Annotated in this window: 18 protein-coding genes, 3 tRNA genes and 3 rRNA genes; 9 read left to right on the forward strand and 15 right to left on the reverse strand. The window is 50.7% G+C overall.

Annotated elements, in window-relative coordinates; genetic code table 11:
* Positions 1-23: 23 nt before the first annotated feature.
* From JFY74_16055 to gmhB, 8 genes are all read right to left on the reverse strand, one after another.
* The gene (locus JFY74_16055) at positions 24-812 is read right to left on the reverse strand and encodes an endonuclease/exonuclease/phosphatase family protein (GenBank protein QQG27582.1); all 789 of its coding nucleotides are present in this window, start codon (positions 810-812) and stop codon (positions 24-26) included.
* 237 nt (positions 813-1,049) lie between these two features.
* A tRNA-Asp gene (locus JFY74_16060) sits at positions 1,050-1,126 on the reverse strand.
* Positions 1,127-1,178: 52 nt separating this feature from the next.
* Positions 1,179-1,294 (reverse strand): 5S ribosomal RNA (rrf, locus tag JFY74_16065).
* Positions 1,295-1,419: 125 nt separating this feature from the next.
* Positions 1,420-4,329 (reverse strand): 23S ribosomal RNA (locus JFY74_16070).
* 223 nt (positions 4,330-4,552) lie between these two features.
* Positions 4,553-4,628, reverse strand: a tRNA-Ala gene (locus JFY74_16075).
* Positions 4,629-4,670: 42 nt separating this feature from the next.
* Positions 4,671-4,747, reverse strand: a tRNA-Ile gene (locus JFY74_16080).
* Positions 4,748-4,820: 73 nt separating this feature from the next.
* Positions 4,821-6,362: ribosomal RNA gene (locus tag JFY74_16085) — 16S ribosomal RNA — on the reverse strand.
* Together the 16S, 23S and 5S rRNA genes with 3 tRNA genes alongside form the textbook arrangement of a ribosomal RNA operon.
* A gap of 384 nt (positions 6,363-6,746) precedes the next feature.
* Entirely contained in the window at positions 6,747-7,310 is a 564-nt protein-coding gene (gene gmhB / locus JFY74_16090; GenBank protein QQG27583.1) for a D-glycero-beta-D-manno-heptose 1,7-bisphosphate 7-phosphatase, read from the reverse strand.
* Positions 7,311-7,489: 179 nt separating this feature from the next.
* Between gmhB and metN the strand changes: the two genes are divergently transcribed.
* The 6 genes from metN to proS all read left to right on the forward strand — a co-directional run bounded on the left by metN (position 7,490) and on the right by proS (position 13,422).
* Positions 7,490-8,521: a methionine ABC transporter ATP-binding protein MetN gene (gene metN, locus JFY74_16095; GenBank protein ID QQG27584.1), complete on the forward strand. Its 1,032-nt coding sequence runs from the start codon at positions 7,490-7,492 to the stop codon at positions 8,519-8,521.
* The gene (metI, locus tag JFY74_16100; GenBank protein ID QQG27585.1) at positions 8,514-9,167 is read left to right on the forward strand and encodes a methionine ABC transporter permease MetI; all 654 of its coding nucleotides are present in this window, start codon (positions 8,514-8,516) and stop codon (positions 9,165-9,167) included. Before metN ends, metI begins: the two co-directional genes overlap by 8 nt.
* 65 nt (positions 9,168-9,232) lie before the next feature.
* Complete coding sequence (locus JFY74_16105; protein QQG27586.1) at positions 9,233-10,048, forward strand: MetQ/NlpA family lipoprotein; 816 nt, start codon at positions 9,233-9,235, stop codon at positions 10,046-10,048.
* A 386-nt stretch (positions 10,049-10,434) separates the two neighbouring features.
* Entirely contained in the window at positions 10,435-10,845 is a 411-nt protein-coding gene (gene rcsF, locus JFY74_16110) for an Rcs stress response system protein RcsF (GenBank protein QQG27587.1), read from the forward strand.
* On the forward strand, positions 10,842-11,558 hold the full coding sequence (gene tsaA / locus JFY74_16115; GenBank protein ID QQG27588.1) for a tRNA (N6-threonylcarbamoyladenosine(37)-N6)-methyltransferase TrmO: 717 nt from the start codon (positions 10,842-10,844) through the stop codon (positions 11,556-11,558). The genes rcsF and tsaA overlap by 4 nt, the downstream gene beginning before the upstream one ends.
* Positions 11,559-11,703: 145 nt before the next feature.
* Positions 11,704-13,422, forward strand: a complete 1,719-nt coding sequence (proS, locus tag JFY74_16120) for a proline--tRNA ligase (protein QQG27589.1) — start codon at positions 11,704-11,706, stop codon at positions 13,420-13,422.
* 119 nt (positions 13,423-13,541) lie between these two features.
* Here proS and rpoS read toward each other — a convergent pair whose 3' ends face one another.
* From rpoS to ftsB, 7 genes are all read right to left on the reverse strand, one after another.
* Entirely contained in the window at positions 13,542-14,534 is a 993-nt protein-coding gene (gene rpoS / locus JFY74_16125; protein QQG27590.1) for an RNA polymerase sigma factor RpoS, read from the reverse strand.
* Between the two features lie 53 nt (positions 14,535-14,587).
* The gene (gene nlpD / locus JFY74_16130) at positions 14,588-15,610 is read right to left on the reverse strand and encodes a murein hydrolase activator NlpD (GenBank protein QQG27591.1); all 1,023 of its coding nucleotides are present in this window, start codon (positions 15,608-15,610) and stop codon (positions 14,588-14,590) included.
* 482 nt (positions 15,611-16,092) lie between these two features.
* Positions 16,093-16,719: a protein-L-isoaspartate(D-aspartate) O-methyltransferase gene (locus JFY74_16135; GenBank protein QQG27592.1), complete on the reverse strand. Its 627-nt coding sequence runs from the start codon at positions 16,717-16,719 to the stop codon at positions 16,093-16,095.
* Between the two features lie 139 nt (positions 16,720-16,858).
* A complete protein-coding gene (truD, locus tag JFY74_16140; protein QQG27593.1) occupies positions 16,859-17,905 on the reverse strand; it encodes a tRNA pseudouridine(13) synthase TruD in 1,047 nt (348 codons plus the stop codon).
* A gap of 103 nt (positions 17,906-18,008) precedes the next feature.
* The gene (gene ispF / locus JFY74_16145; protein QQG27594.1) at positions 18,009-18,506 is read right to left on the reverse strand and encodes a 2-C-methyl-D-erythritol 2,4-cyclodiphosphate synthase; all 498 of its coding nucleotides are present in this window, start codon (positions 18,504-18,506) and stop codon (positions 18,009-18,011) included.
* A gap of 53 nt (positions 18,507-18,559) precedes the next feature.
* Positions 18,560-19,273, reverse strand: coding sequence for a 2-C-methyl-D-erythritol 4-phosphate cytidylyltransferase (gene ispD, locus JFY74_16150; protein ID QQG27595.1), 714 nt, complete (start codon positions 19,271-19,273; stop codon positions 18,560-18,562).
* 3 nt (positions 19,274-19,276) lie between these two features.
* Complete coding sequence (ftsB, locus tag JFY74_16155; protein QQG27596.1) at positions 19,277-19,612, reverse strand: cell division protein FtsB; 336 nt, start codon at positions 19,610-19,612, stop codon at positions 19,277-19,279.
* Positions 19,613-19,943: 331 nt separating this feature from the next.
* On the opposite strand from ftsB, the gene JFY74_16160 reads away from it, so the two are divergent.
* From JFY74_16160 to JFY74_16170, 3 genes are all read left to right on the forward strand, one after another.
* Positions 19,944-20,714 (forward strand): basic amino acid ABC transporter substrate-binding protein, encoded by a 771-nt coding sequence (locus JFY74_16160; protein QQG27597.1) that lies wholly within the window; start codon positions 19,944-19,946, stop codon positions 20,712-20,714.
* A gap of 133 nt (positions 20,715-20,847) precedes the next feature.
* Complete coding sequence (locus JFY74_16165) at positions 20,848-21,612, forward strand: amino acid ABC transporter permease (GenBank protein ID QQG27598.1); 765 nt, start codon at positions 20,848-20,850, stop codon at positions 21,610-21,612.
* Positions 21,599-22,321, forward strand: coding sequence for an amino acid ABC transporter ATP-binding protein (locus JFY74_16170; protein ID QQG30565.1), 723 nt, complete (start codon positions 21,599-21,601; stop codon positions 22,319-22,321). The genes JFY74_16165 and JFY74_16170 overlap by 14 nt, the downstream gene beginning before the upstream one ends.
* The last annotated feature ends 39 nt before the right edge of the window (positions 22,322-22,360 follow it).

The following is a 22,360-nucleotide window of genomic DNA, read 5'->3' on the forward strand; positions in this document are numbered from 1 at the left end:
AGAGGGCTGTTTTTTTATAGCGATTAACTCAGGCTAAATTCAACGAGTAGTGGGTTGTGGTCTGAGGCCTGAGTCACCAATACAGAAGACTGGTTAACGGTCAGCTCACGGTAAAAGACGAAATCGAGCGGTCGGCCAAACGCCTTACGCCGGTGGTCATCAACGAAATATACCTCCTGCAGCCCCATCCTTGCCGCAAACCGATTAAGTGCGTTGATACGCTGCTGGCTCCATGCATTAAAATCTCCAGCCATAATAGCCGGCCCCTGATGATGTACGAGTTGCTCCCCAATCGCAGCCAATTGCTTGGTATAAATCTCAACACCAAAGCTAAAGTTAACCGCATGGATATTGATAACCATCAGTCTTTGGCCATTCTGAAGCGCGTAGACCGTCACCAAAGAAGACTTAGCCAAACGCAACAGGGGTTCCCTTTCACGTAAGGGGCAGCAATATACTGGCTGGGCTGCTGATAGCGTCATTACACCGGATGGATGTTGCGGGAGGATAATGGCGGGGACCTGATCGGCTGAGAGATAGTTGGTGGTTGCAAAATGGATGAGCTCTGGCGTACTTTGCGCTTCCTGCAACAGGACTAGCTGGGTACCGTTACCGAAATTTTGCAACACGGAAAGCCAGTTCATTCGTTGCTGCTTAAAAATATTCCACACCATTACGCGCAAAACATCTCCCTTCAGCAACAATGAGCCTGTCGGTAGCACTTGCTCTGGATAATGTATTTCCCCGGGAGGGAAGATACGTTCAACTGGCTGACCAGCAACATACCTCATTGCATAGGTTCTTTTCCGCACGCCTCATCCACTATCAGTTTCAATACCCAAACACCCTATCAAAAAAGAGCACTCTTCCGTTATAAAAATTTTATCGCAGACTTGCGATGTATGCTTGATGATAGGGGAATAAAAATGAAATGACTGGTAAAAACAAAACGCAAGAGGAAGAGAGAAATGAGGAACTCATCTAGAAATTCTAATAGCTACATATGCAGAAAGCCCTAAGCGTTAACTTAGGGCTTTCTGCATGATAAGTGGCGGAACGGACGGGGCTCGAACCCGCGACCCCCTGCGTGACAGGCAGGTATTCTAACCAACTGAACTACCGCTCCACCGAATTTCTCTACAACCACCAGATCGCTCCGGCTTACTGCTTAATTTGATGCCTGGCAGTTCCCTACTCTCACATGGGGAAGCCCCACACTACCATCGGCGCTACGGCGTTTCACTTCTGAGTTCGGCATGGGGTCAGGTGGGACCACCGCGCTATCGCCGCCAGGCAAATTCTGTTTCATTCCAACCGCCATGCTTTGCTCTCGCTCTCGCATAACCATCAGAACCAATCCTAAAACAAGCTGATTATCAAAATCTCTTTGAGTCCATCTCAAAACACCTTCGGTGTTGTAAGGTTAAGCCTCTCGGGTCATTAGTACTGGTTAGCTCAACGTATCGCTACGCTTACACACCCAGCCTATCTACGTCGTCGTCTTCAACGGCCCTTCAGGGGCATCTAGTGCCCAGGGAAGACTCATCTCGAGGCAAGTTTCCCGCTTAGATGCTTTCAGCGGTTATCTCTTCCGCACTTAGCTACCGGGCAATGCAATTGGCATCACAACCCGTACACCAGTGGTGCGTTCACTCCGGTCCTCTCGTACTAGGAGCAACCCCTCTCAATCTTCCAACGCCCACGGCAGATAGGGACCGAACTGTCTCACGACGTTCTAAACCCAGCTCGCGTACCACTTTAAATGGCGAACAGCCATACCCTTGGGACCTACTTCAGCCCCAGGATGTGATGAGCCGACATCGAGGTGCCAAACACCGCCGTCGATATGAACTCTTGGGCGGTATCAGCCTGTTATCCCCGGAGTACCTTTTATCCGTTGAGCGATGGCCCTTCCATTCAGAACCACCGGATCACTAAGACCTGCTTTCGCACCTGCTCGAGCTGTCACTCTCGCAGTCAAGCTAGCTTATGCCTTTGCACTAACCTCCTGATGTCCGACCAGGATTAGCTAACCTTCGTGCTCCTCCGTTACGCTTTGGGAGGAGACCGCCCCAGTCAAACTACCCACCAGACACTGTCCGCAACCCGGATTACGGGTCTACGTTAGAACATCAAACATTAAAGGGTGGTATTTCAAGGTTGGCTCCACGCAGACTGGCGTCCACGCTTCAAAGCCTCCCACCTATCCTACACATCAAGGCTCAAGGTTCAGTGTCAAGCTATAGTAAAGGTTCACGGGGTCTTTCCGTCTTGCCGCGGGTACACTGCATCTTCACAGCGAGTTCAATTTCACTGAGTCTCGGGTGGAGACAGCCTGGCCATCATTACGCCATTCGTGCAGGTCGGAACTTACCCGACAAGGAATTTCGCTACCTTAGGACCGTTATAGTTACGGCCGCCGTTTACCGGGGCTTCGATCAAGAGCTTCGCCTTGCGGCTGACCCCATCAATTAACCTTCCGGCACCGGGCAGGCGTCACACCGTATACGTCCACTTTCGTGTTTGCACAGTGCTGTGTTTTTATTAAACAGTTGCAGCCAGCTGGTATCTTCGACTGATTTCAGCTCCATGAGCAAGTCACTTCACCTACCATCAGCGTGCCTTCTCCCGAAGTTACGGCACCATTTTGCCTAGTTCCTTCACCCGAGTTCTCTCAAGCGCCTGAGTATTCTCTACCTGACCACCTGTGTCGGTTTGGGGTACGATTTGATGTTACCTGGAGCTTAGAGGCTTTTCCTGGAAGCGTAGCATTGGTTACTTCATCACCGTAGTGACTCGTCATCACGCCTCAGTGTTAATAATGACCCGGATTTACCAAAGTCATCCACCTTCACGCTTAAACCGGGACAACCGTCGCCCGGATAACCTAGCTTTCTCCGTCCCCCCTTCGCAGTAACACCGAGTACAGGAATATTAACCTGTTTCCCATCGACTACGCTTTTCAGCCTCGCCTTAGGGGTCGACTCACCCTGCCCCGATTAACGTTGGACAGGAACCCTTGGTCTTCCGGCGTGCGGGTTTTTCACCCGCATTATCGTTACTTATGTCAGCATTCGCACTTCTGATACCTCCAGCAACCCTCACAGGCCACCTTCGACGGCTTACAGAACGCTCCCCTACCCAACAACACCTGAGTGTCGCTGCCGCAGCTTCGGTGCATGGTTTAGCCCCGTTACATCTTCCGCGCAGGCCGACTCGACCAGTGAGCTATTACGCTTTCTTTAAATGATGGCTGCTTCTAAGCCAACATCCTGGCTGTCTGTGCCTTCCCACATCGTTTCCCACTTAACCATGACTTTGGGACCTTAGCTGGCGGTCTGGGTTGTTTCCCTCTTCACGACGAACGTTAGCACCCGCCGTGTGTCTCCCGTGATAACATTCTTCGGTATTCGTAGTTTGCATCGGGTTGGTAAGTCGGGATGACCCCCTAGCCGAAACAGTGCTCTACCCCCGAAGATGAATTCACGAGGCGCTACCTAAATAGCTTTCGGGGAGAACCAGCTATCTCCCGGTTTGATTGGCCTTTCACCCCCAGCCACAAGTCATCCGCTAATTTTTCAACATTAGTCGGTTCGGTCCTCCAGTTAGTGTTACCCAACCTTCAACCTGCCCATGGCTAGATCACCGGGTTTCGGGTCTATACCCTGCAACTTAACGCCCAGTTAAGACTCGGTTTCCCTACGGCTCCCCTATACGGTTAACCTTGCTACAGAATATAAGTCGCTGACCCATTATACAAAAGGTACGCAGTCACCCTGATTAATCAAGGCTCCCACTGCTTGTACGTACACGGTTTCAGGTTCTATTTCACTCCCCTCGCCGGGGTTCTTTTCGCCTTTCCCTCACGGTACTGGTTCACTATCGGTCAGTCAGGAGTATTTAGCCTTGGAGGATGGTCCCCCCATATTCAGACAGGATGTCACGTGTCCCGCCCTACTCATCGAACTCACAATTTGTGCATTTTTGTGTACGGGACTATCACCCTTTACTGTGCGACTTTCCAGACGCTTCCACTAACACACAAACTGATTCAGGTTCTGGGCTCCTCCCCGTTCGCTCGCCGCTACTAGGGGAATCTCGGTTGATTTCTTTTCCTCGGGGTACTGAGATGTTTCAGTTCCCCCGGTTCGCCTCATTACGCTATGTATTCACGTAATGATAGTGTGTCGAAACACACTGGGTTTCCCCATTCGGGTATCGTCGGGTATAACGCTTCATATCAGCTTACCGACGCTTATCGCAGATTAGCACGCCCTTCATCGCCTCTGACTGCCTAGGCATCCACCGTGTACGCTTAGTCGCTTAACCTCACAACCCGAAGGTGTCTTTAATAAATAAAGCCAACATCGCGCTGTGATTATTTGAGAGACTCATTGACAGACTGATGCATCACTCACACCACATTACTGTTGTGTCAGTATGTTCAGCTGTCATGTTTCAATTTTCAGCTTGTTCCAGATTGTTAAAGAGCAAAACGTCGCAGTGCACCCAAGCAGGTACACTCTGAAGTTTTCTATGCAGCGAGTAGTGATGGTGGAGCTATGCGGGATCGAACCGCAGACCTCCTGCGTGCAAGGCAGGCGCTCTCCCAGCTGAGCTATAACCCCATCGTTGCTTACAGATACCTTAGATACCACTCACGGAAGAGTTGGTAGGCCTGAGTGGACTTGAACCACCGACCTCACCCTTATCAGGGGTGCGCTCTAACCACCTGAGCTACAAGCCTATTAAGGTATTTCTGCTCGTTATTTTCATCAGACAATCTGTGTGAGCACTTCACTTAACACACATCTTCTTGGTAAGGAGGTGATCCAACCGCAGGTTCCCCTACGGTTACCTTGTTACGACTTCACCCCAGTCATGAATCACAAAGTGGTAAGCGCCCTCCCGAAGGTTAAGCTACCTACTTCTTTTGCAACCCACTCCCATGGTGTGACGGGCGGTGTGTACAAGGCCCGGGAACGTATTCACCGTAGCATTCTGATCTACGATTACTAGCGATTCCGACTTCATGGAGTCGAGTTGCAGACTCCAATCCGGACTACGACGTACTTTATGAGGTCCGCTTGCTCTCGCGAGGTCGCTTCTCTTTGTATACGCCATTGTAGCACGTGTGTAGCCCTACTCGTAAGGGCCATGATGACTTGACGTCATCCCCACCTTCCTCCGGTTTATCACCGGCAGTCTCCTTTGAGTTCCCGACCGAATCGCTGGCAACAAAGGATAAGGGTTGCGCTCGTTGCGGGACTTAACCCAACATTTCACAACACGAGCTGACGACAGCCATGCAGCACCTGTCTCACAGTTCCCGAAGGCACTAAGGTATCTCTACCGAATTCTGTGGATGTCAAGAGTAGGTAAGGTTCTTCGCGTTGCATCGAATTAAACCACATGCTCCACCGCTTGTGCGGGCCCCCGTCAATTCATTTGAGTTTTAACCTTGCGGCCGTACTCCCCAGGCGGTCGATTTAACGCGTTAGCTCCGGAAGCCACGCCTCAAGGGCACAACCTCCAAATCGACATCGTTTACAGCGTGGACTACCAGGGTATCTAATCCTGTTTGCTCCCCACGCTTTCGCACCTGAGCGTCAGTCTTTGTCCAGGGGGCCGCCTTCGCCACCGGTATTCCTCCAGATCTCTACGCATTTCACCGCTACACCTGGAATTCTACCCCCCTCTACAAGACTCTAGCCTGTCAGTTTTGAATGCAGTTCCCAGGTTAAGCCCGGGGATTTCACATCCAACTTAACAGACCGCCTGCGTGCGCTTTACGCCCAGTCATTCCGATTAACGCTTGCACCCTCCGTATTACCGCGGCTGCTGGCACGGAGTTAGCCGGTGCTTCTTCTGCGAGTAACGTCAATCGATAAGGTTATTAACCTTACCGCCTTCCTCCTCGCTGAAAGTGCTTTACAACCCGAAGGCCTTCTTCACACACGCGGCATGGCTGCATCAGGCTTGCGCCCATTGTGCAATATTCCCCACTGCTGCCTCCCGTAGGAGTCTGGACCGTGTCTCAGTTCCAGTGTGGCTGATCATCCTCTCAGACCAGCTAGGGATCGTCGCCTAGGTGAGCCATTACCTCACCTACTAGCTAATCCCATCTGGGCACATCCGATGGCGAGAGGCCCTAAGGTCCCCCTCTTTGGTCCGAAGACGTTATGCGGTATTAGCTACCGTTTCCAGTAGTTATCCCCCTCCATCAGGCAGTTTCCCAGACATTACTCACCCGTCCGCCGCTCGTCACCCAGAGAGCAAGCTCTCCTGTGCTACCGCTCGACTTGCATGTGTTAGGCCTGCCGCCAGCGTTCAATCTGAGCCATGATCAAACTCTTCAATTTAAGATTTGTTTGATTTGCTGAACTTGTCAGCGATGCTCAAAGAATTAGTCACTGTTCATTCGTAATGAATTTTACTGTTGTTCACTCTTCAAGACTTTTTTATATCGTTAAGATACGGTCTTGTGAGTGCCCACACAGATTGTCTGATTAAATTGTTAAAGAGCAGTGCGTTGCGGCCTTAACCACTTCGCGAGGTGGCGTATATTACGCTTTTCACCTTCAGAGTCAACGCTTATTTTAAAGTGTTTTCTCTTTCTTTATCGACCCGGTTGTGTGTTCACAGCACCGTGTCAATGGAGGCGCATTATAGGGATCCGATTCAGAAGCGCAAGCAAATCTCGTAAACTTTTTTTCTGTTTGCGCATCTTTCATTCGTTCCGCTTGTTAACTGCGCGTTTTTATCCATTTTGGCAGGTCTGCGAGGCTTTCCAGCACACCATCAGCCAGTGCTTCGCCTTGCTCAGTGACGGGTTTACCAGTACGAACCAGCAGTTTTTTTCCTATACCAGCACCCATTGCAGCCTGAATATCCTCTAATTTGTCTCCCACCATATAAGAAGCTGCCATATCAATGTTCAACTCACGCTGTGCAGAAAGCAGCATGCCCGGCTCAGGCTTACGGCAATCACAACTCTGGCGATACTCACCTTCCCCAGCTTCAGGGTGATGCGGACAAAAATAGATGCCATCCAGATCAACACCACGATCGGCCAGCGACCAGTCCATCCACTCCGTCAGTTGCATAAACTGATCTTCTGTAAACTTACCGCGGGCGATGCCGGACTGATTCGTCACAACAACCAGCGCGAACCCCATGCTTTTCAACTCACGCATGGCATCAATGACGCCGTCAATAAATTGAAAATGGTCAATGTCATGAACATAACCGTGATCGACATTGATCGTGCCGTCACGATCAAGAAAAACTGCTGGAACGCTTTGTGCCACTGACTTTGCTCCTGAATGCCTAAATTACGCGGTAGTATCGCATGTTTTCGCCGAGAGGGAGAATGCAGAGCCATGACAATCCCGATTGACTTAGACGTCTAGACGCCCTAACATCCATTTCATATTCTGTTAATTCAGAAACTGATTTATCCAGCCATAGGCACTCACGATAAAAAAATATGATTGAACTTTCTAATATTACTAAGGTTTTCCAGCAGAACGGGCGGACAATTACCGCGCTTGCTGATGTCAGCCTTCATGTTCCCACTGGACAAATTTATGGCGTTATCGGCGCATCGGGCGCAGGTAAAAGTACATTGATCCGCTGCGTCAATTTATTGGAGCGACCGACAGAAGGGAAAGTTCTGGTAGATGGGCAAGAATTGACTCAACTGTCTGATAGCCAATTGACGCGCGCACGCCGTCAAATTGGCATGATTTTCCAACATTTCAACCTGCTCGCTTCACGCACCGTTTTTGGCAACATTTCGCTACCGCTGGAATTGGATAACACGCCGAAAGCCGACATCACCAAACGAGTCAACGAGTTGTTGGAGCTGGTTGGTCTGGCAGATAAGCACGATGTCTATCCAGCCAATTTGTCCGGCGGGCAAAAACAGCGCGTCGCTATTGCCCGTGCGTTGGCGAGCAATCCTAAAGTTCTGCTGTGTGACGAAGCAACCAGTGCATTAGATCCTGCAACAACGCGCTCAATTCTCGAATTACTGAAAGACATCAATCGCCGTCTCGGCCTAACCATCCTTCTTATTACCCATGAGATGGATGTAGTGAAACGCATTTGCGATCAGGTTGCGGTGATCAGCGACGGACGACTCATTGAGCAAGACACCGTAAGCGAAGTCTTCTCACACCCGAAAACGCCGCTGGCGCAGAAATTCATTCAGTCAACGTTGCACCTGGACATCCCTGACGATTACCTCGCCCGTCTGTCCCCTGACTATCGCCCAGATACCACGCCATTATTACGGATGGAATTTACGGGTAAGTCGGTGGATGCTCCTCTGCTGTCCGAGGTTGCACGACGCTTTAACATCAACAACAACATTATCAGTGCCCAGATGGATTACGCCGGTGGCGTCAAGTTCGGCATCATGCTGGCAGAAATGCACGGCAACGATGCGGATATCAAAGCCGCAATCCAATTCCTGCAGGAAAGTCACGTTACAATTGAGGTTCTGGGTTATGTCTGAAGCAATGATGTGGTTAATGGCTAAGGGAGTATGGGAAACCGTCGCGATGACGTTCGTTTCTGGTTTCTTTGGCTTTGTGCTTGGCTTACCTGTAGGCGTTTTGTTGTATACCACGCGTCCGGGGCAAATCATCGCCAATCCCAAGATCTATCGGACCGTTTCTGCACTGGTAAATATTTTCCGTTCGATTCCGTTCATTATTTTGCTGGTGTGGATGATTCCTTTTACCCGCATCATTGTCGGAACCTCGATTGGCCTGCAAGCGGCGATCGTTCCTCTTACCATAGGTGCAGCGCCGTTTATTGCCCGCATGGTGGAAAATGCGCTGCTTGAAATTCCTACTGGCCTGATCGAAGCCGCCCGTGCGATGGGTGCGACGCCGATGCAGATCATCAGAAAGATATTGCTGCCGGAAGCATTACCGGGGCTAATTAATGCTGCAACCATCACGCTAATTACTCTCGTAGGCTATTCTGCTATGGGTGGAGCCGTGGGCGCAGGCGGCTTAGGTCAAATTGGTTATCAGTATGGTTATATTGGTTATAACGCGACGGTCATGAATACGGTATTAATATTACTGGTTGTTTTGGTTTACCTGATTCAATTCTGCGGCGACAGAGCAGTAAAAGCTGTCACACACAAGTAATCTCACCACAATAGGCATTTGCCTGAAAGCATCTGCCAAGAAAATAGTTAATTAGGGGTAAGGATATGGCGATTAAACTGAAATCTATTGCGACCATTGGCGCACTCATTGGTGCTCTGGCACTCGCGGGATGTGGTCAGGAAGAAAAGAATCCTAATCATATTAAAGTTGGCGTTATCGTTGGCGCAGAACAACAAGTTGCAGAAATTGCGCAGAAAGTAGCAAAAGACAAGTACGGTCTGGACGTTGAATTAGTCACATTTAACGACTACGTTTTGCCAAACGAAGCGCTGAGCAAAGGTGACATCGATCTGAATGCCTTCCAGCACAAGCCTTATCTGGATCAGCAGATCAAAGATCGTGGCTACAAACTGGTTTCTGTCGGTAACAGTTTTGTCTACCCAATTGCAGGTTACTCCAAGAAAATAAAATCGTTGAATGAGCTACAAGATGGTGATCAAGTCGCACTGCCAAACGACCCGACTAATCTGGGCCGTTCCCTGCTGCTGCTGCAAAAAGTCGGTTTGATTAAGCTGAAAGACAACGTTGGCCTGCTGCCAACCGTACTGGATGTGACCGAAAACCCGAAAAACATCAAACTGGTTGAACTAGAAGCGCCACAGTTGCCACGTTCTTTAGATGACGCACAAATCGCGCTGGCGGTAATCAACACCACTTACGCCAGCCAGATTAACCTGACGCCGACCAAAGATGGCCTGTTTGTTGAAGAGAAAGACTCTCCGTATGTAAACCTGCTGGTTTCACGCGAAGACAACAAAGACGCTGAAAACGTGAAGAAATTCGTTCAGGCTTATCAGTCTGACGAAGTAAACGACGCAGCAAATAAAATCTTTAATGGCGGCGCAGTGAAAGGCTGGTAATCCAGCGATTATACGCTAAATAATTCAAGTTTCAGGACAAAAACGGCAAGGCGTTTTTGAACAGCGCTTGCGCTGACCCCGAAGGGGGAGGCCATAAGGCCGAATAACGCGGCAAGAGAAGGAATCCCGATGAGCTTACCCAAGTAAGTGATTCGGGTGACAAATCTGCCTGGTGCAGATTTGAACGCTGCGTGCAGCGGCCCTTTAGGGCGAGGCCCACGACGGGCCGAGTATTTGAACGTAGCCAACGCACATGCAACTTGAAGTATGACGAGTATACGCGTTTAATTAAAAGATATTGTTAAGACGGGCTACGGCCCGTCTTGTTATTTGTGCAATTGCTTGCTTCAATACCCGCTCTTTGAGAAAAAGCAGAGGAATCCTTAATGCGTGCTGTTCCCTTTATATTGTTGGCCATGTCGCTGACAGGCTGTTCTTTATTTCAGAAGCCACCGGCACCGGCACCTCAACCCGCTATTGAAACCAAAACCGTAGAACCTGCGCCTAAACCGAAGCCAGCGGCTCGCCCGACGCCAGCGGTGTTATATAAAAGTGCAGAAGAATTAGTCGGTAAACCTTTCCGTGATATGGGCGAAGTTTCAGGGTCCTCATGTCAGGTCAGCGCTCAGGATTCTCCCCCTAACGCGGCAAATGCGCGTAAAAGAATGCAAAACCGCGCAACCGCAATGAAAGCCAATGCAGTTTTACTGCATGAATGCCAAACCGTCAGCGGCGTAGCGGGTTGCTATAGTCAGGTCGTTTGCCAAGGCACTGCGCTGAAAGTCTCTGCACAATGAGTCAATTTGTTTTCAATCAGATCGGGATTATCCGCTCACCGTATAAAGAAAAATTTGCCATTCCGCGGCAGCCGGGTCTGATTGAAGATGGAGGCGGAGAGCTTCAGCTATTACCACCGTACAATCAGGCAGAATGTGTGCGGGGGCTGGAAGATTTCAGCCATATTTGGATCCTGTTCATCTTTCATCAAACGATGGACGGCGGCTGGCGTCCGACGGTTCGCCCCCCGCGTCTGGGAGGAAACACCCGTACGGGCGTTTTCGCTACGCGTTCTACCTTCCGCCCTAACCCTGTTGGCATGTCGCTGGTTGAGCTAAAAGGGATCCGTGCAAAAGGCGATGCCATTACGCTCGAATTAGGCAGCCTTGATCTGGTTGATGGTACACCGGTCGTCGATATCAAACCTTATCTACCCTTTGCAGAAAGCCATCCTCAGGCGCGAGCGGGTTTTGCCCAAATGGCCCCCGATGCCGCGATGCCGGTAGTTTTTTCCGCCCTCGCAGAAAGCCAGATCGCAGAACACCACAAGAAATATCCCCATTTGAAACGCTTTATCTCGCAGGTATTGGCACAGGATCCGCGCCCCGCCTACCGTAAAGGGGAAAGTACCACGCGGGAATACGCCGTTTTGCTATTAGAATTCAATGTGCGCTGGCGTGTCTGCGAAGAACAAACCGAAGTGTTGAGTCTCGACCCGTCACACACGTGTTAATACACGAACCACAGCAATATATTCTAAAATTGTCCCTGCTCTCTTTTGACACGTCGCCCACGCTGGTAAACTAAGCCACTTTTTATGTGCCTTCGGCTGCGCGGCAGCCCTATGCTACTTGTCGTTCTAACGGAACTAAAACCCCATGCGTACTAGCCAATACATGCTCTCCACACTCAAGGAGACGCCAGCCGATGCAGAAGTCATCAGCCATCAGTTGATGCTCCGGGCAGGAATGATTCGTAAACTGGCCTCCGGCCTTTACACCTGGTTGCCGACCGGTTTACGTGTTTTGAGAAAAGTTGAAAATATCGTGCGCGAAGAGATGAACAACGCTGGCGCGATTGAAGTTTCCATGCCAGTTGTTCAGCCTGCCGATTTATGGGTGGAAAGTGGACGTTGGGATCAATATGGCCCAGAACTGCTGCGCTTTGTCGATCGTGGCGAGCGCCCATTTGTGCTCGGCCCAACACACGAAGAAGTCATTACTGACCTGATTCGTAATGAAGTCAGCTCTTACAAGCAGCTGCCGCTGAATTTCTTCCAGATTCAAACTAAATTCCGCGATGAAGTGCGCCCGCGTTTCGGCGTAATGCGTTCGCGTGAATTCCTGATGAAAGACGCCTACTCTTTCCACACTTCACAGGAATCGTTGCAGGTCACTTACGACGCCATGTACGCCGCTTACAGCAAGATTTTCAGCCGTATGGATCTGGATTTCAGAGCTGTTCAGGCAGACACCGGTTCTATTGGTGGCAATGCATCCCATGAATTTCAGGTACTGGCGACCAGCGGTGAAGACGATATCGTTTTCTCAACGGAATCCGACTACGCGGCAAACATTGAACTGGCAGAAGCGGTGGCACCGAAGTTGGGCCGCGCCGAAGCGACGGAAGAGCTGCGTCTGGTTGATACGCCAAACGCCAAAACCATCGCCGAGCTGGTTGAGCAGTTCACACTGCCAGTAGAAAAAACCGTGAAGACGCTGCTGGTTAAGGCAACGGAAGAAAGCGGTCATAAACTGGTTGCATTACTGGTTCGCGGCGATCACGAACTGAACGAAATCAAAGCGGAGAAAATTGCTCAGGTAGCCAGCCCGCTGACGTTCGCAACGGAAGAAGAGATTCGTGCAACTATCGGCGCAGGCCCAGGCTCACTGGGTCCGGTCAAGCTGTCAATTCCTGTCGTTGTCGATCGTACCGTAGCGGCCATGAGCAACTTCAGCGCTGGCGCGAACATCGATGGCAAACACTATTTTGGCATCAACTGGGAACGTGACGTTACGCTGCCGCAGGTTGCAGATATCCGTAATGTGGTTGAAGGCGATATCAGTCCAGACGGTAAAGGCACACTGCAAATTAAACGCGGTATCGAAGTAGGCCATATCTTCCAACTGGGCAGTAAGTATTCTGAAGCGCTGAAAGCCACAGTTCAAGGTGAAGACGGCCGCAACCAGACGCTGACGATGGGTTGCTACGGTATTGGCGTGACGCGCGTTGTCGCAGCAGCGATTGAGCAAAATCATGACGAACGCGGCATCATCTGGCCAGACGCGATTGCACCTTTCCACGTTGCCATTCTGCCAATGAACATGCACAAGTCTTTCCGCGTGAAGGAAGTGGCTGAAGATATCTACCAGCAACTGCGCGCTAAAGGCATTGAAGTTCTGCTTGATGATCGTAAAGAGCGTCCGGGCGTGATGTTCGCCGATATGGAGTTGATTGGCGTACCGCATACCATCGTGATTGGCGATCGCAATCTGGATAGCGAAGAGATTGAATATAAGAACCGCCGGGGCGGTGAAAAGCAAATGATTAAAACCAGCGAAATCATCGATTTCCTGCTGGCGAATATCGTACGCTAATCGCCGTCGGACCGCCCTTTCGTGTGAAAGGGCGAATACAGGCATAAAAAAATGGTGGGTTTCCCCACCATTTTTTATTTCAAGACGTTTATTTCAAAACATCAGTAACTCGCCACGAATTATTCACGAAACAACTCTTCAATGCTCAACCCCTGAACCTGCAAAATTTCACGCAGGCGGCGTAAGCCTTCAACCTGAATCTGACGAACACGTTCACGCGTCAGGCCAATTTCACAACCGACATCTTCCAGCGTAGCCGCTTCATACCCTAACAGGCCGAAACGACGCGCCAACACCTCACGCTGCTTGGCGTTAAGCTCAAACAACCATTTAACGATATTCTGCTTCATATCGTTATCTTGAGTGGTGCCTTCAGGTCCGTTATCTTTTTCGTCTGCCAGAATATCCAGCAGCGCTTTTTCCGAATCACCACCCAGCGGGGTATCGACGGAAGTAATACGTTCATTCAGGCGAAGCATGCGGTTGACGTCATCAACGGGCTTATCAAGCTGTTCGGCGATTTCTTCCGCACTCGGCTCGTGATCCAGTTTATGAGACAGTTCACGCGCGGTACGCAGATAAACGTTGAGTTCTTTGACAATGTGAATCGGCAAGCGGATGGTTCGGGTTTGATTCATGATCGCCCGTTCTATCGTCTGTCGAATCCACCAGGTTGCGTAGGTTGAAAAACGAAATCCTCTTTCAGGATCGAATTTTTCAACCGCACGGATCAGGCCGAGGTTCCCCTCTTCAATCAGATCCAGCAACGCCAGACCACGATTATTGTAACGGCGGGCAATTTTCACCACCAGCCGCAGGTTACTCTCGATCATCCGGCGGCGCGATGGGACATCGCCACGCAACGCGCGTCGGGCAAAATAAACTTCTTCTTCTGCGGTTAAAAGCGGCGAATAGCCGATCTCTCCCAAATAGAGCTGTGTTGCGTCCAGAACACGCTGTGGGACCCCTTGCGATAACAGCTCGTCTTCCGCCGAGTCATTATCATTGGTATCTTCCTCTGCCAGCGCCTTATCGTCAAAAACGTCAAGTCCATTTTCTTCGAAATCGGTATCTTCATGTAACTCGTTAACTTTCAGCGTACTTTGGCTCATAAGTGGCTCCTACCCGTGATCCCTTGGCAGAATACCGAAATACTCTGCCCGATTTATCGCTGCGGCAGAAAACGCAGCGGGTTTACGGATTTCCCCTTGTAACGAATTTCAAAGTGCAAGCGAACTGAGCTGGTGCCCGTACTGCCCATCGTAGCGATTTTTTGTCCTGCCGTGACATCTTGTTGCTCACGGACTAGCATCGTATCGTTATGGGCATAGGCACTGAGGTAGTCATCATTATGTTTGATGATTATCAGATTTCCGTAACCACGTAGCGCATTACCCGCATACACCACGCGCCCACTGGCGGTTGCGGTGATCGATTGCCCACGTGAGCCGGCGATATCAATCCCTTTATTTCCCCCTTCGGAATCGGAGAAACTATCTATGACTTTCCCATCGGTAGGCCAACGCCAACTGCCGACAGCAGCCGTATTGCTGCTGGCAACAGCCGCTGGGGCGGAAACAGGAGCGGTTGTTGGTGCCCCTGTCGTAGGTAACATCTTACCTACATTCTGTTTACCCTGATTACCAGAATACGCATTAGTTGACTGAGAATCAACCGATGTAGTTTGTATTTGCGCACTTGATGGCGGCGTTGGTACACCACCGCGTGTGGCATCGGTTGTTGCCAGCATTCCACCACCGCTCGTCAGGCCGCCGCCCGATGCGTTGTTGCCGGAACCGCTCCCTAAGCTCAGTGATTGCCCCACATTCAGGCTGTACGGCTCAGGAATATTGTTGCGCTGCGCCAGATCCCGGTAGTCATTACCGGTAATCCACGCGATATAAAACAGGGTATCGCCCCGTTTAACCGTGTAAGAACTGCCGCCGCTATAGCTGCCTTTCGGAATATTGCCGTAGCTGCGGTTGTAAACAATTCGTCCGTCGGACGTTGTTGCCACGCTTTCACCCGCGGTTGAAATGCGTGATGGTGGCGCAGATAACATTCCCCCTCGGTTGCCCGTATTTCCGTCAACGCTGCTGATCGGTGCGGATTTGGAATTATTGTTGGTACATCCCGCCAATCCTAAGACAATCACCGTACAAGCAGCAATGTGACGCAAATTCATCATTCGGCTTCCCATGCGCCTTACTCCCCTATAACTATAGCGTTCAAAAAAGTAACTATATCCGTCATATTTCAAGCTGCATGTACGTTGGCTTCTCTTACTCACCCAGTCACTTACTGATGTAAGCTCCTGAGGATTCGTGCGCTTGCCGCCTGCCTGCAACTAGAACTATTTAGGCTATATAACGTTCAAAAAACAGTAGTATCCAGAACTCAATTCGGGCACAAGTGCCTCGCATCCGCTGTAGCTTAACTAATCGTAGCTCAACTGCCCATAGCGTAAATGATTGTAGCGTAACCGGTATCCGGTGATTTATTCGTTAGTTGGAACGAGAAAGATCGCTACTTCACCATCGCTGGCGCATAAGCAAAACGGGAAAGGCACCGCGATGATTAGATGCTAACAATATCAACAAGTTCGCACTATAAAACAGTTATGTTGAAATTTTAAAGACTTAACAACAAATGCATGCCAACGCCACGGTATCAGGCTAATTCCCCTTTGACCAGCGGAACAAACCGAACAGCTTCAACCGTTTGAATAATAAATTCGCCAGCATGGCGTTGCACAACTTGTAAGTATTGTGACTGTTCACCGACGGGTAACACCATCACGCCACCTTCATCAAGCTGCTCCATCAGCGCTCGGGGAATTTCCGGCGGTGCAGCAGTCACGATGATGGCATCAAACGGCCCGCGCGACGCCCAGCCCTGCCACCCATCGCCATGACGGGTAGAAACATTATGCAGATCAAGCTGCTTTAAGCGACGTTTAGCCTGCCATTGTAGCCCTTTGATGCGTTCAACCGAGCAAACGTGCCGCACCAAATGCGCTAGAATTGCCGTTTGATAACCCGACCCAGTGCCAATCTCCAGCACGCGGGATTCGGGCGTCAGGCTGAGCAGTTCCGTCATCTTCGCAACGATATAGGGCTGCGAAATCGTCTGGCCGGAACCAATAGGCAGAGCGGTATTTTCATACGCTTTATGCTCGAAAGCCTCATCAACAAAACGTTCTCTGGGTACGGCTTCTATCGCCTTCAGCAGACGCTCGTCCTGAATGCCCTGCAGGCGCAGCTGCGCCAACAACGTTTCTATACGCTTGTTTACCATTCCCCGCCGACCTCAGCTCCGGTTAACCTCGTCACCAATACAGCAATTTTCCCGCACAGGGGTAAGCCAGCCGCCGCTATCGTACGGTTACCAGCATTATTCTTTTCAACTATGTTCTGCAAAAACGTATCGCAGCACATCAGGCACCGAGATCGGTATCCTGCTGTGAATGCAGCAATTCACGCACCACGCTGGTCGCAAAACTGCCCGCAGGTAGCCAGAATGTCACTTTCACGGTTGCGTCATCCTGCCATTCCCAGTGCATCTGCTGCGGATACAGCAGCACCGCACGCCGGGCAGGTTCGACTCGCTCACGCTTAACCAAAGACCACAGCGCATCTTGTCCGACCAAAGCCTGCTTTTCAAATAGCTGCGCGTCATCCTGCGTGCCCAGTTCGCCATCTCCGGGCAGCGGTGCGGTAATCTGGAGTTCACCCGCATCAAGGCGCGTCTGTAAAGCATCCAATTCGTCAGGCTTAGCAACAAACCAACTGCCGCGCCCTGTCAGCTGCAATGCATCACCACACAAGACGGTTTTTGCCTGCTGCCCCGCGAGTCGTGCACTGGCAACCTGATTAAACATCGCACTGCGGCTGGCAGAAAGATAAAAACTCCGCTTACTGCGTTCTTTTACCCGAATTTCGTTATTTGCCCAAAGACGAGCCTGCTCAAGATTATTTCCGTTGCGCCCGAAACGCTGGCTGCCGAAATAATTAGGCGCGCCTTTCGCGGCAATCAGCGCCAAACGAGCGTCAACCTCGTTTCGGTCGCTGACCTGACGCAGCACCAGCGTAAAATGGTTACCCCGCAGCGTACCGATCCGCAGCTTGCGACGATGGCGAATCACCTCAAGCACATCACAGCCTTCCACTTCCAGCGAGGAGAAATCGGGCGTCTCTTTTCCCGGCATATGCAGGCAAAACCACTGTTCGGTGACAGCATGACGATCTTTCAGGCCCGCATAGCTGACGGCACGCAGCGGTAGACGAACAAACTTCGCCAGCATTTCGGCCACAAATTGCGTATTGCAGCCGCGCTTGCGTATGCGCACCAATACCTGTTCACCGTCACCATCTGGCTGAAACCCCAGATCTTCCACCACCAGAAAATCTTCAGCAGTGGATTTCAATGAGCCAGTAGCCTGTGGTTCACCGTGCAGCCAGACGAGTTGTTCGCTATTTTCCATCGTTATCCTACAAAGTGCATATCGGGCGAAGCACGGTCATGACATTGTTTTTTATACTGTTAACTTTCTATTCTTAATAAAGTATTGTCGATAAACCAACGGCTTACCACGCGACAATTTCGCCCGTTTCTTTTTTCACCAGCAGGGCAACGGCTTCGCAGGCAATACCTTCGCCGCGACCAGTAAAGCCCAGCTGTTCTGTCGTGGTCGCTTTCACATTGACGTCGTCCATGTGACACTGCAAATCTTCCGCCAGATTCACACGCATTTGCGGGATGTGCGGTGCCATTTTTGGCGCCTGCGCAATAATCGTGACGTCCAAGTTTCCCAACTGATAACCTTTATCGTTGATACGACGCCAGGCTTCACGCAGCAGGCCACGGCTGTCCGCCCCTTTAAAGGCCGGATCGGTATCAGGAAACAGCTTGCCAATATCGCCCAGCGCAGCGGCACCCAACAGGGCATCGGTCACGGCATGCAGCACCACATCCCCATCGGAATGCGCCAGCAGGCCTTGAGTATAAGGAATTCGCACGCCACCGATCACCAGCGGACCTTCTCCACCGAACTTATGGACATCAAAACCGTGACCGATACGCATCGCGCGTTCTCCTTATATGTATTTAACAAATAAATTTAACGAATAAAATGAGGTTACTGCAAACTGGTTAAATAGAATTCGGCTAATGCCAAATCCTCTGGACGCGTGACTTTGATATTATCCGAACGTCCGCTGATAATTTGCGGGCGATAGCCACAATATTCTAGCGCGGAGGCTTCATCTGTGACGGCAACACCATCCTGAAGCGCCCGTTGCAGACACTGTTTCAGCAATGCAGCAGGAAAAAGTTGCGGCGTCAGCGCATGCCATAAATCGTTACGTTCTACCGTGCGATCGATAAACCCGTCCGTGCCGCGCTTCATGGTATCACGAACCGGCGCGGCCAGAATTCCACCAACGTCACTCTGCTCGACAATCGCCAGCAGGCGCGTCAGATCGTCCTGATGCAGACACGGACGCGCCGCGTCATGCACCAACGCCCACGCACTATCGTCAACGGCAGCCAGCCCAGCCAGTACGGAATCCGCACGCTGCTTCCCGCCCGTCACGGCACAAATACGGAGATCGTTGGCAATCGCCAGAGTATGAAAGAATACGTCATCTGGACTGATAACGACGACGACACGCTGTACACGTGAATGGCGTAAAAGCGCGTCGATGGTATGTTCGAGAATGGTTTTATGTCCGGTAGCATCATTGCCAATCGTCAGATACTGCTTAGGACGATCGTTTTGCATCCGGCTGCCGTTACCCGCAGCGGGCAAAACAGCAACAATTTCAGGCGGGGAAAGGCGTGGTATCTGCATGCGTCAACGTTGTGTATTGTTGGATGAAGCGTTATTAGATGACGTCGTATTCGCGTTACGGTGGCTCGATTCTGGCACCAGACGATAGAAGCTTTCACCGGGTTTGATCATACCCAGCTCATTGCGTGCGCGCTCTTCAATCGCTTCCTGGCCGCCATTGAGGTCATCAATTTCAGCAAACAGCTGTTCGTTACGGTCTTTTAATTTGGCATTGTTTCCCTGCTGGACAACAACATCATCCTTCACCCGAACATAATCATGAATGCCATTCTTGCCCAGCCACAGTGAGTACTGAAGCCAGCCAAGCAATATCAATAATAACAGCGTAAGCTTTCCCATCCCGCCCCCTGAAAAACCGCCTAATCATCCCATAACTTTTGTTTCGACTCCACTGTGTCCAGTAGTGGGAGGCAATATTCACCCTGCCACATGCCCAAATAGGGATATTTCGGGTAAAAGAGCACACCAAACGCACGCCTACGTCACACTCATTTCATCCACTCAACCTCTCGTACTTTCTATTCATTAGAAGACGCAAGTGCGCAGGTGCCACGTGAATAAAACCGCTCATAGGAAAAACGTCAGTTGAACCATTAATGCTATCTGTGTATTTTTATGCATACAAAGTGCATAAAAAAAGAAAATGTTACATTTAAACCAGGAGAAAACCATGTTCAAAAAACTGTTATTCGTTAGTGCGCTCTTCGCAACCGCACTCTCTACTAGCACCTTCGCCGCTGAACCCACTTACGTTGTCGGCTCTGGCGGAACCTATCGTCCCTTTGAGTTTGAAAACGCGCAGAAAGAGCTGGAAGGCTTTGATATTGATATTATTAAAGCGATCGCCAAGGCGGAGAATTTTAATATCAAACTGATCAATACGCCGTGGGAAGGGATCTTCGCGACCCTTAACTCCGGCGACCGCGATATTATCATTTCCGGTATCACGATTACCGACAAACGTAAGCAAATGGTCGATTTCTCCACACCTTATTTCCCTGCGGAGCAGTCCATTGTGGTGCCTAAAGGCTCGACGATCGACTCGATTGCTGCGCTGAAAGATCACAAAGTCGGTGTCGTGAACTCCAGCACCGCCGATATCGTGGTGTCCGACGTATTAGGCAAAAACAGTACATCGATTAAGCGCTTTGATAACACTCCGTTAATGTTACAAGAGCTGTATGAAGATGGTGTGGGCGCAGCGGTTGGCGACGTGGGCGTGGTGAAGTTTTACATTAAGACTCACCCTGAAAAACAGTTCAATCTGGTTTCCGACGCCAAATTCGAACGCCAGTATTTCGGGATCGCCGTCGCGAAAGGCAACGATCAGTTGCGTGCGAAGATTAACTCAGGGCTGAAAAAAATCGTTGCTGATGGCACCTACGCCAAGATCTATCAAACCTGGTTTGATAACAACGTTCCGACCTTACCCGCAGAATAACGCCTGCAAGACACTGCGCGCCTCTCCAGGTCTCCATCGCCTCATACGAGACGTCGCATCAACCGGACAGCCAGCCTGTCCGGTTTAATTTAGAATAATCATTACGTTAGCCTATTCAAAAAAGGAAACGATCTTGACGGGATTTCGTTGGGAGATCATTCAGGAATATGCCCCGCTATTTATGGAAGGCACCTGGATGACCATCAAATGCACCATTATCTGTGTCATTCTTGGCACCTGCTGGGGATTAACGCTCGGATTAGGCCGCTTAGCGCAAGCGCCGCACGGGCCGTGGAAATATATTCTGCACTACGGCGTTCAATGGCCAGTACGCATCTACATCAGCGCCTTCCGGGGCACGCCGCTGTTTGTACAAATCATGGTGGTACACTTCGCGCTGGTTCCGCTGTTTATCAATCCGCGTGATGGATTGCTGGTGACCAGCAATATTATGTCGGTCGATTTTGCTCGTACGCTTCGCTCAGATTATGGCGCGTTCCTCTCTTGCGTCGTGGCGATTACGCTGAATGCAGGTGCCTATGTCTCCGAGATATTCCGCGCTGGCATTCAGTCGATCGATCGCGGCCAGATGGAAGCGTCACGCTCTCTCGGAATGAGCTATGGCCGCACCATGCGAAAAGTCATTCTGCCGCAGGCTTTTCGCCGCATGCTGCCGCCGTTGGGTAACAACGCCATCGCAATTGTGAAAGATTCATCGCTGGCTTCGGCAATCGGGTTGGCGGATCTCGCTTATGCCGCTCGTACGGTGTCAGGGGCTTACGCCACATACTGGGAACCCTACCTGACGATCTCTATCGTCTACTGGGTTATTACTTTCCTGCTCTCGCTGCTGGTGCGGCACATGGAAATGAGGTTTGGCAAAAGTGATTCACGTTAAAAACCTGCAAAAACAGTTTGGCGATACGCATGTCCTGCGTGGTATTTCCTGTGACATCGCACCTCAGGAAGTGCTCTGTCTGATTGGCCCATCCGGTTCAGGAAAAAGTACCTTTCTGCGCTGCATCAACGCACTGGAGACACTGTCAGCAGGCGAGATTACGGTCAACGGTTTTGCCATTCACGATCAGAAAACCAATATCAATCGCATGCGTGAAAGCGTGGGGATGGTCTTCCAGCGCTTTAATCTATTTCCGCACATGACGGTGTTGGAAAACGTGATTATGGCGCCGATGGATGTGAAAAAATTATCCCGCGCGCAGGCCGTTGAGCGGGCTAAAGCGTTGCTCAGCAAGGTCGGCCTGCTGGATAAAATCGATGCCTGGCCGAACAGCCTGTCCGGTGGACAACAGCAGCGTGTCGCAATTGCCCGCGCGTTAGCGATGGAACCAGCGATCATGCTGTTTGATGAACCGACATCCGCGCTGGACCCGGAGCTGGTTGGTGAAGTGTTGGCAGTCATGAAAACGCTGGCTAACGAAGGCATGACGATGGTCATCGTGACCCATGAAATGGCATTTGCGAGAGAAGTCGCCGATAGAGTGATCTTTATCGATCAGGGAATTATTCAGGAAGAGGGAACGCCAGAGGCGATCTTTACGCATCCGAGTAACCCGCGCACGCAGGCTTTCCTGAGCAAAATACTGTAAATACGGTAAAACGGTAAACCGGTAAACCGGTAAACCGCA

It is taken from the genome of Pectobacterium carotovorum (assembly GCA_016415585.1).
Classification (GTDB): Bacteria; Pseudomonadota; Gammaproteobacteria; order Enterobacterales; family Enterobacteriaceae; genus Pectobacterium; species Pectobacterium carotovorum_K.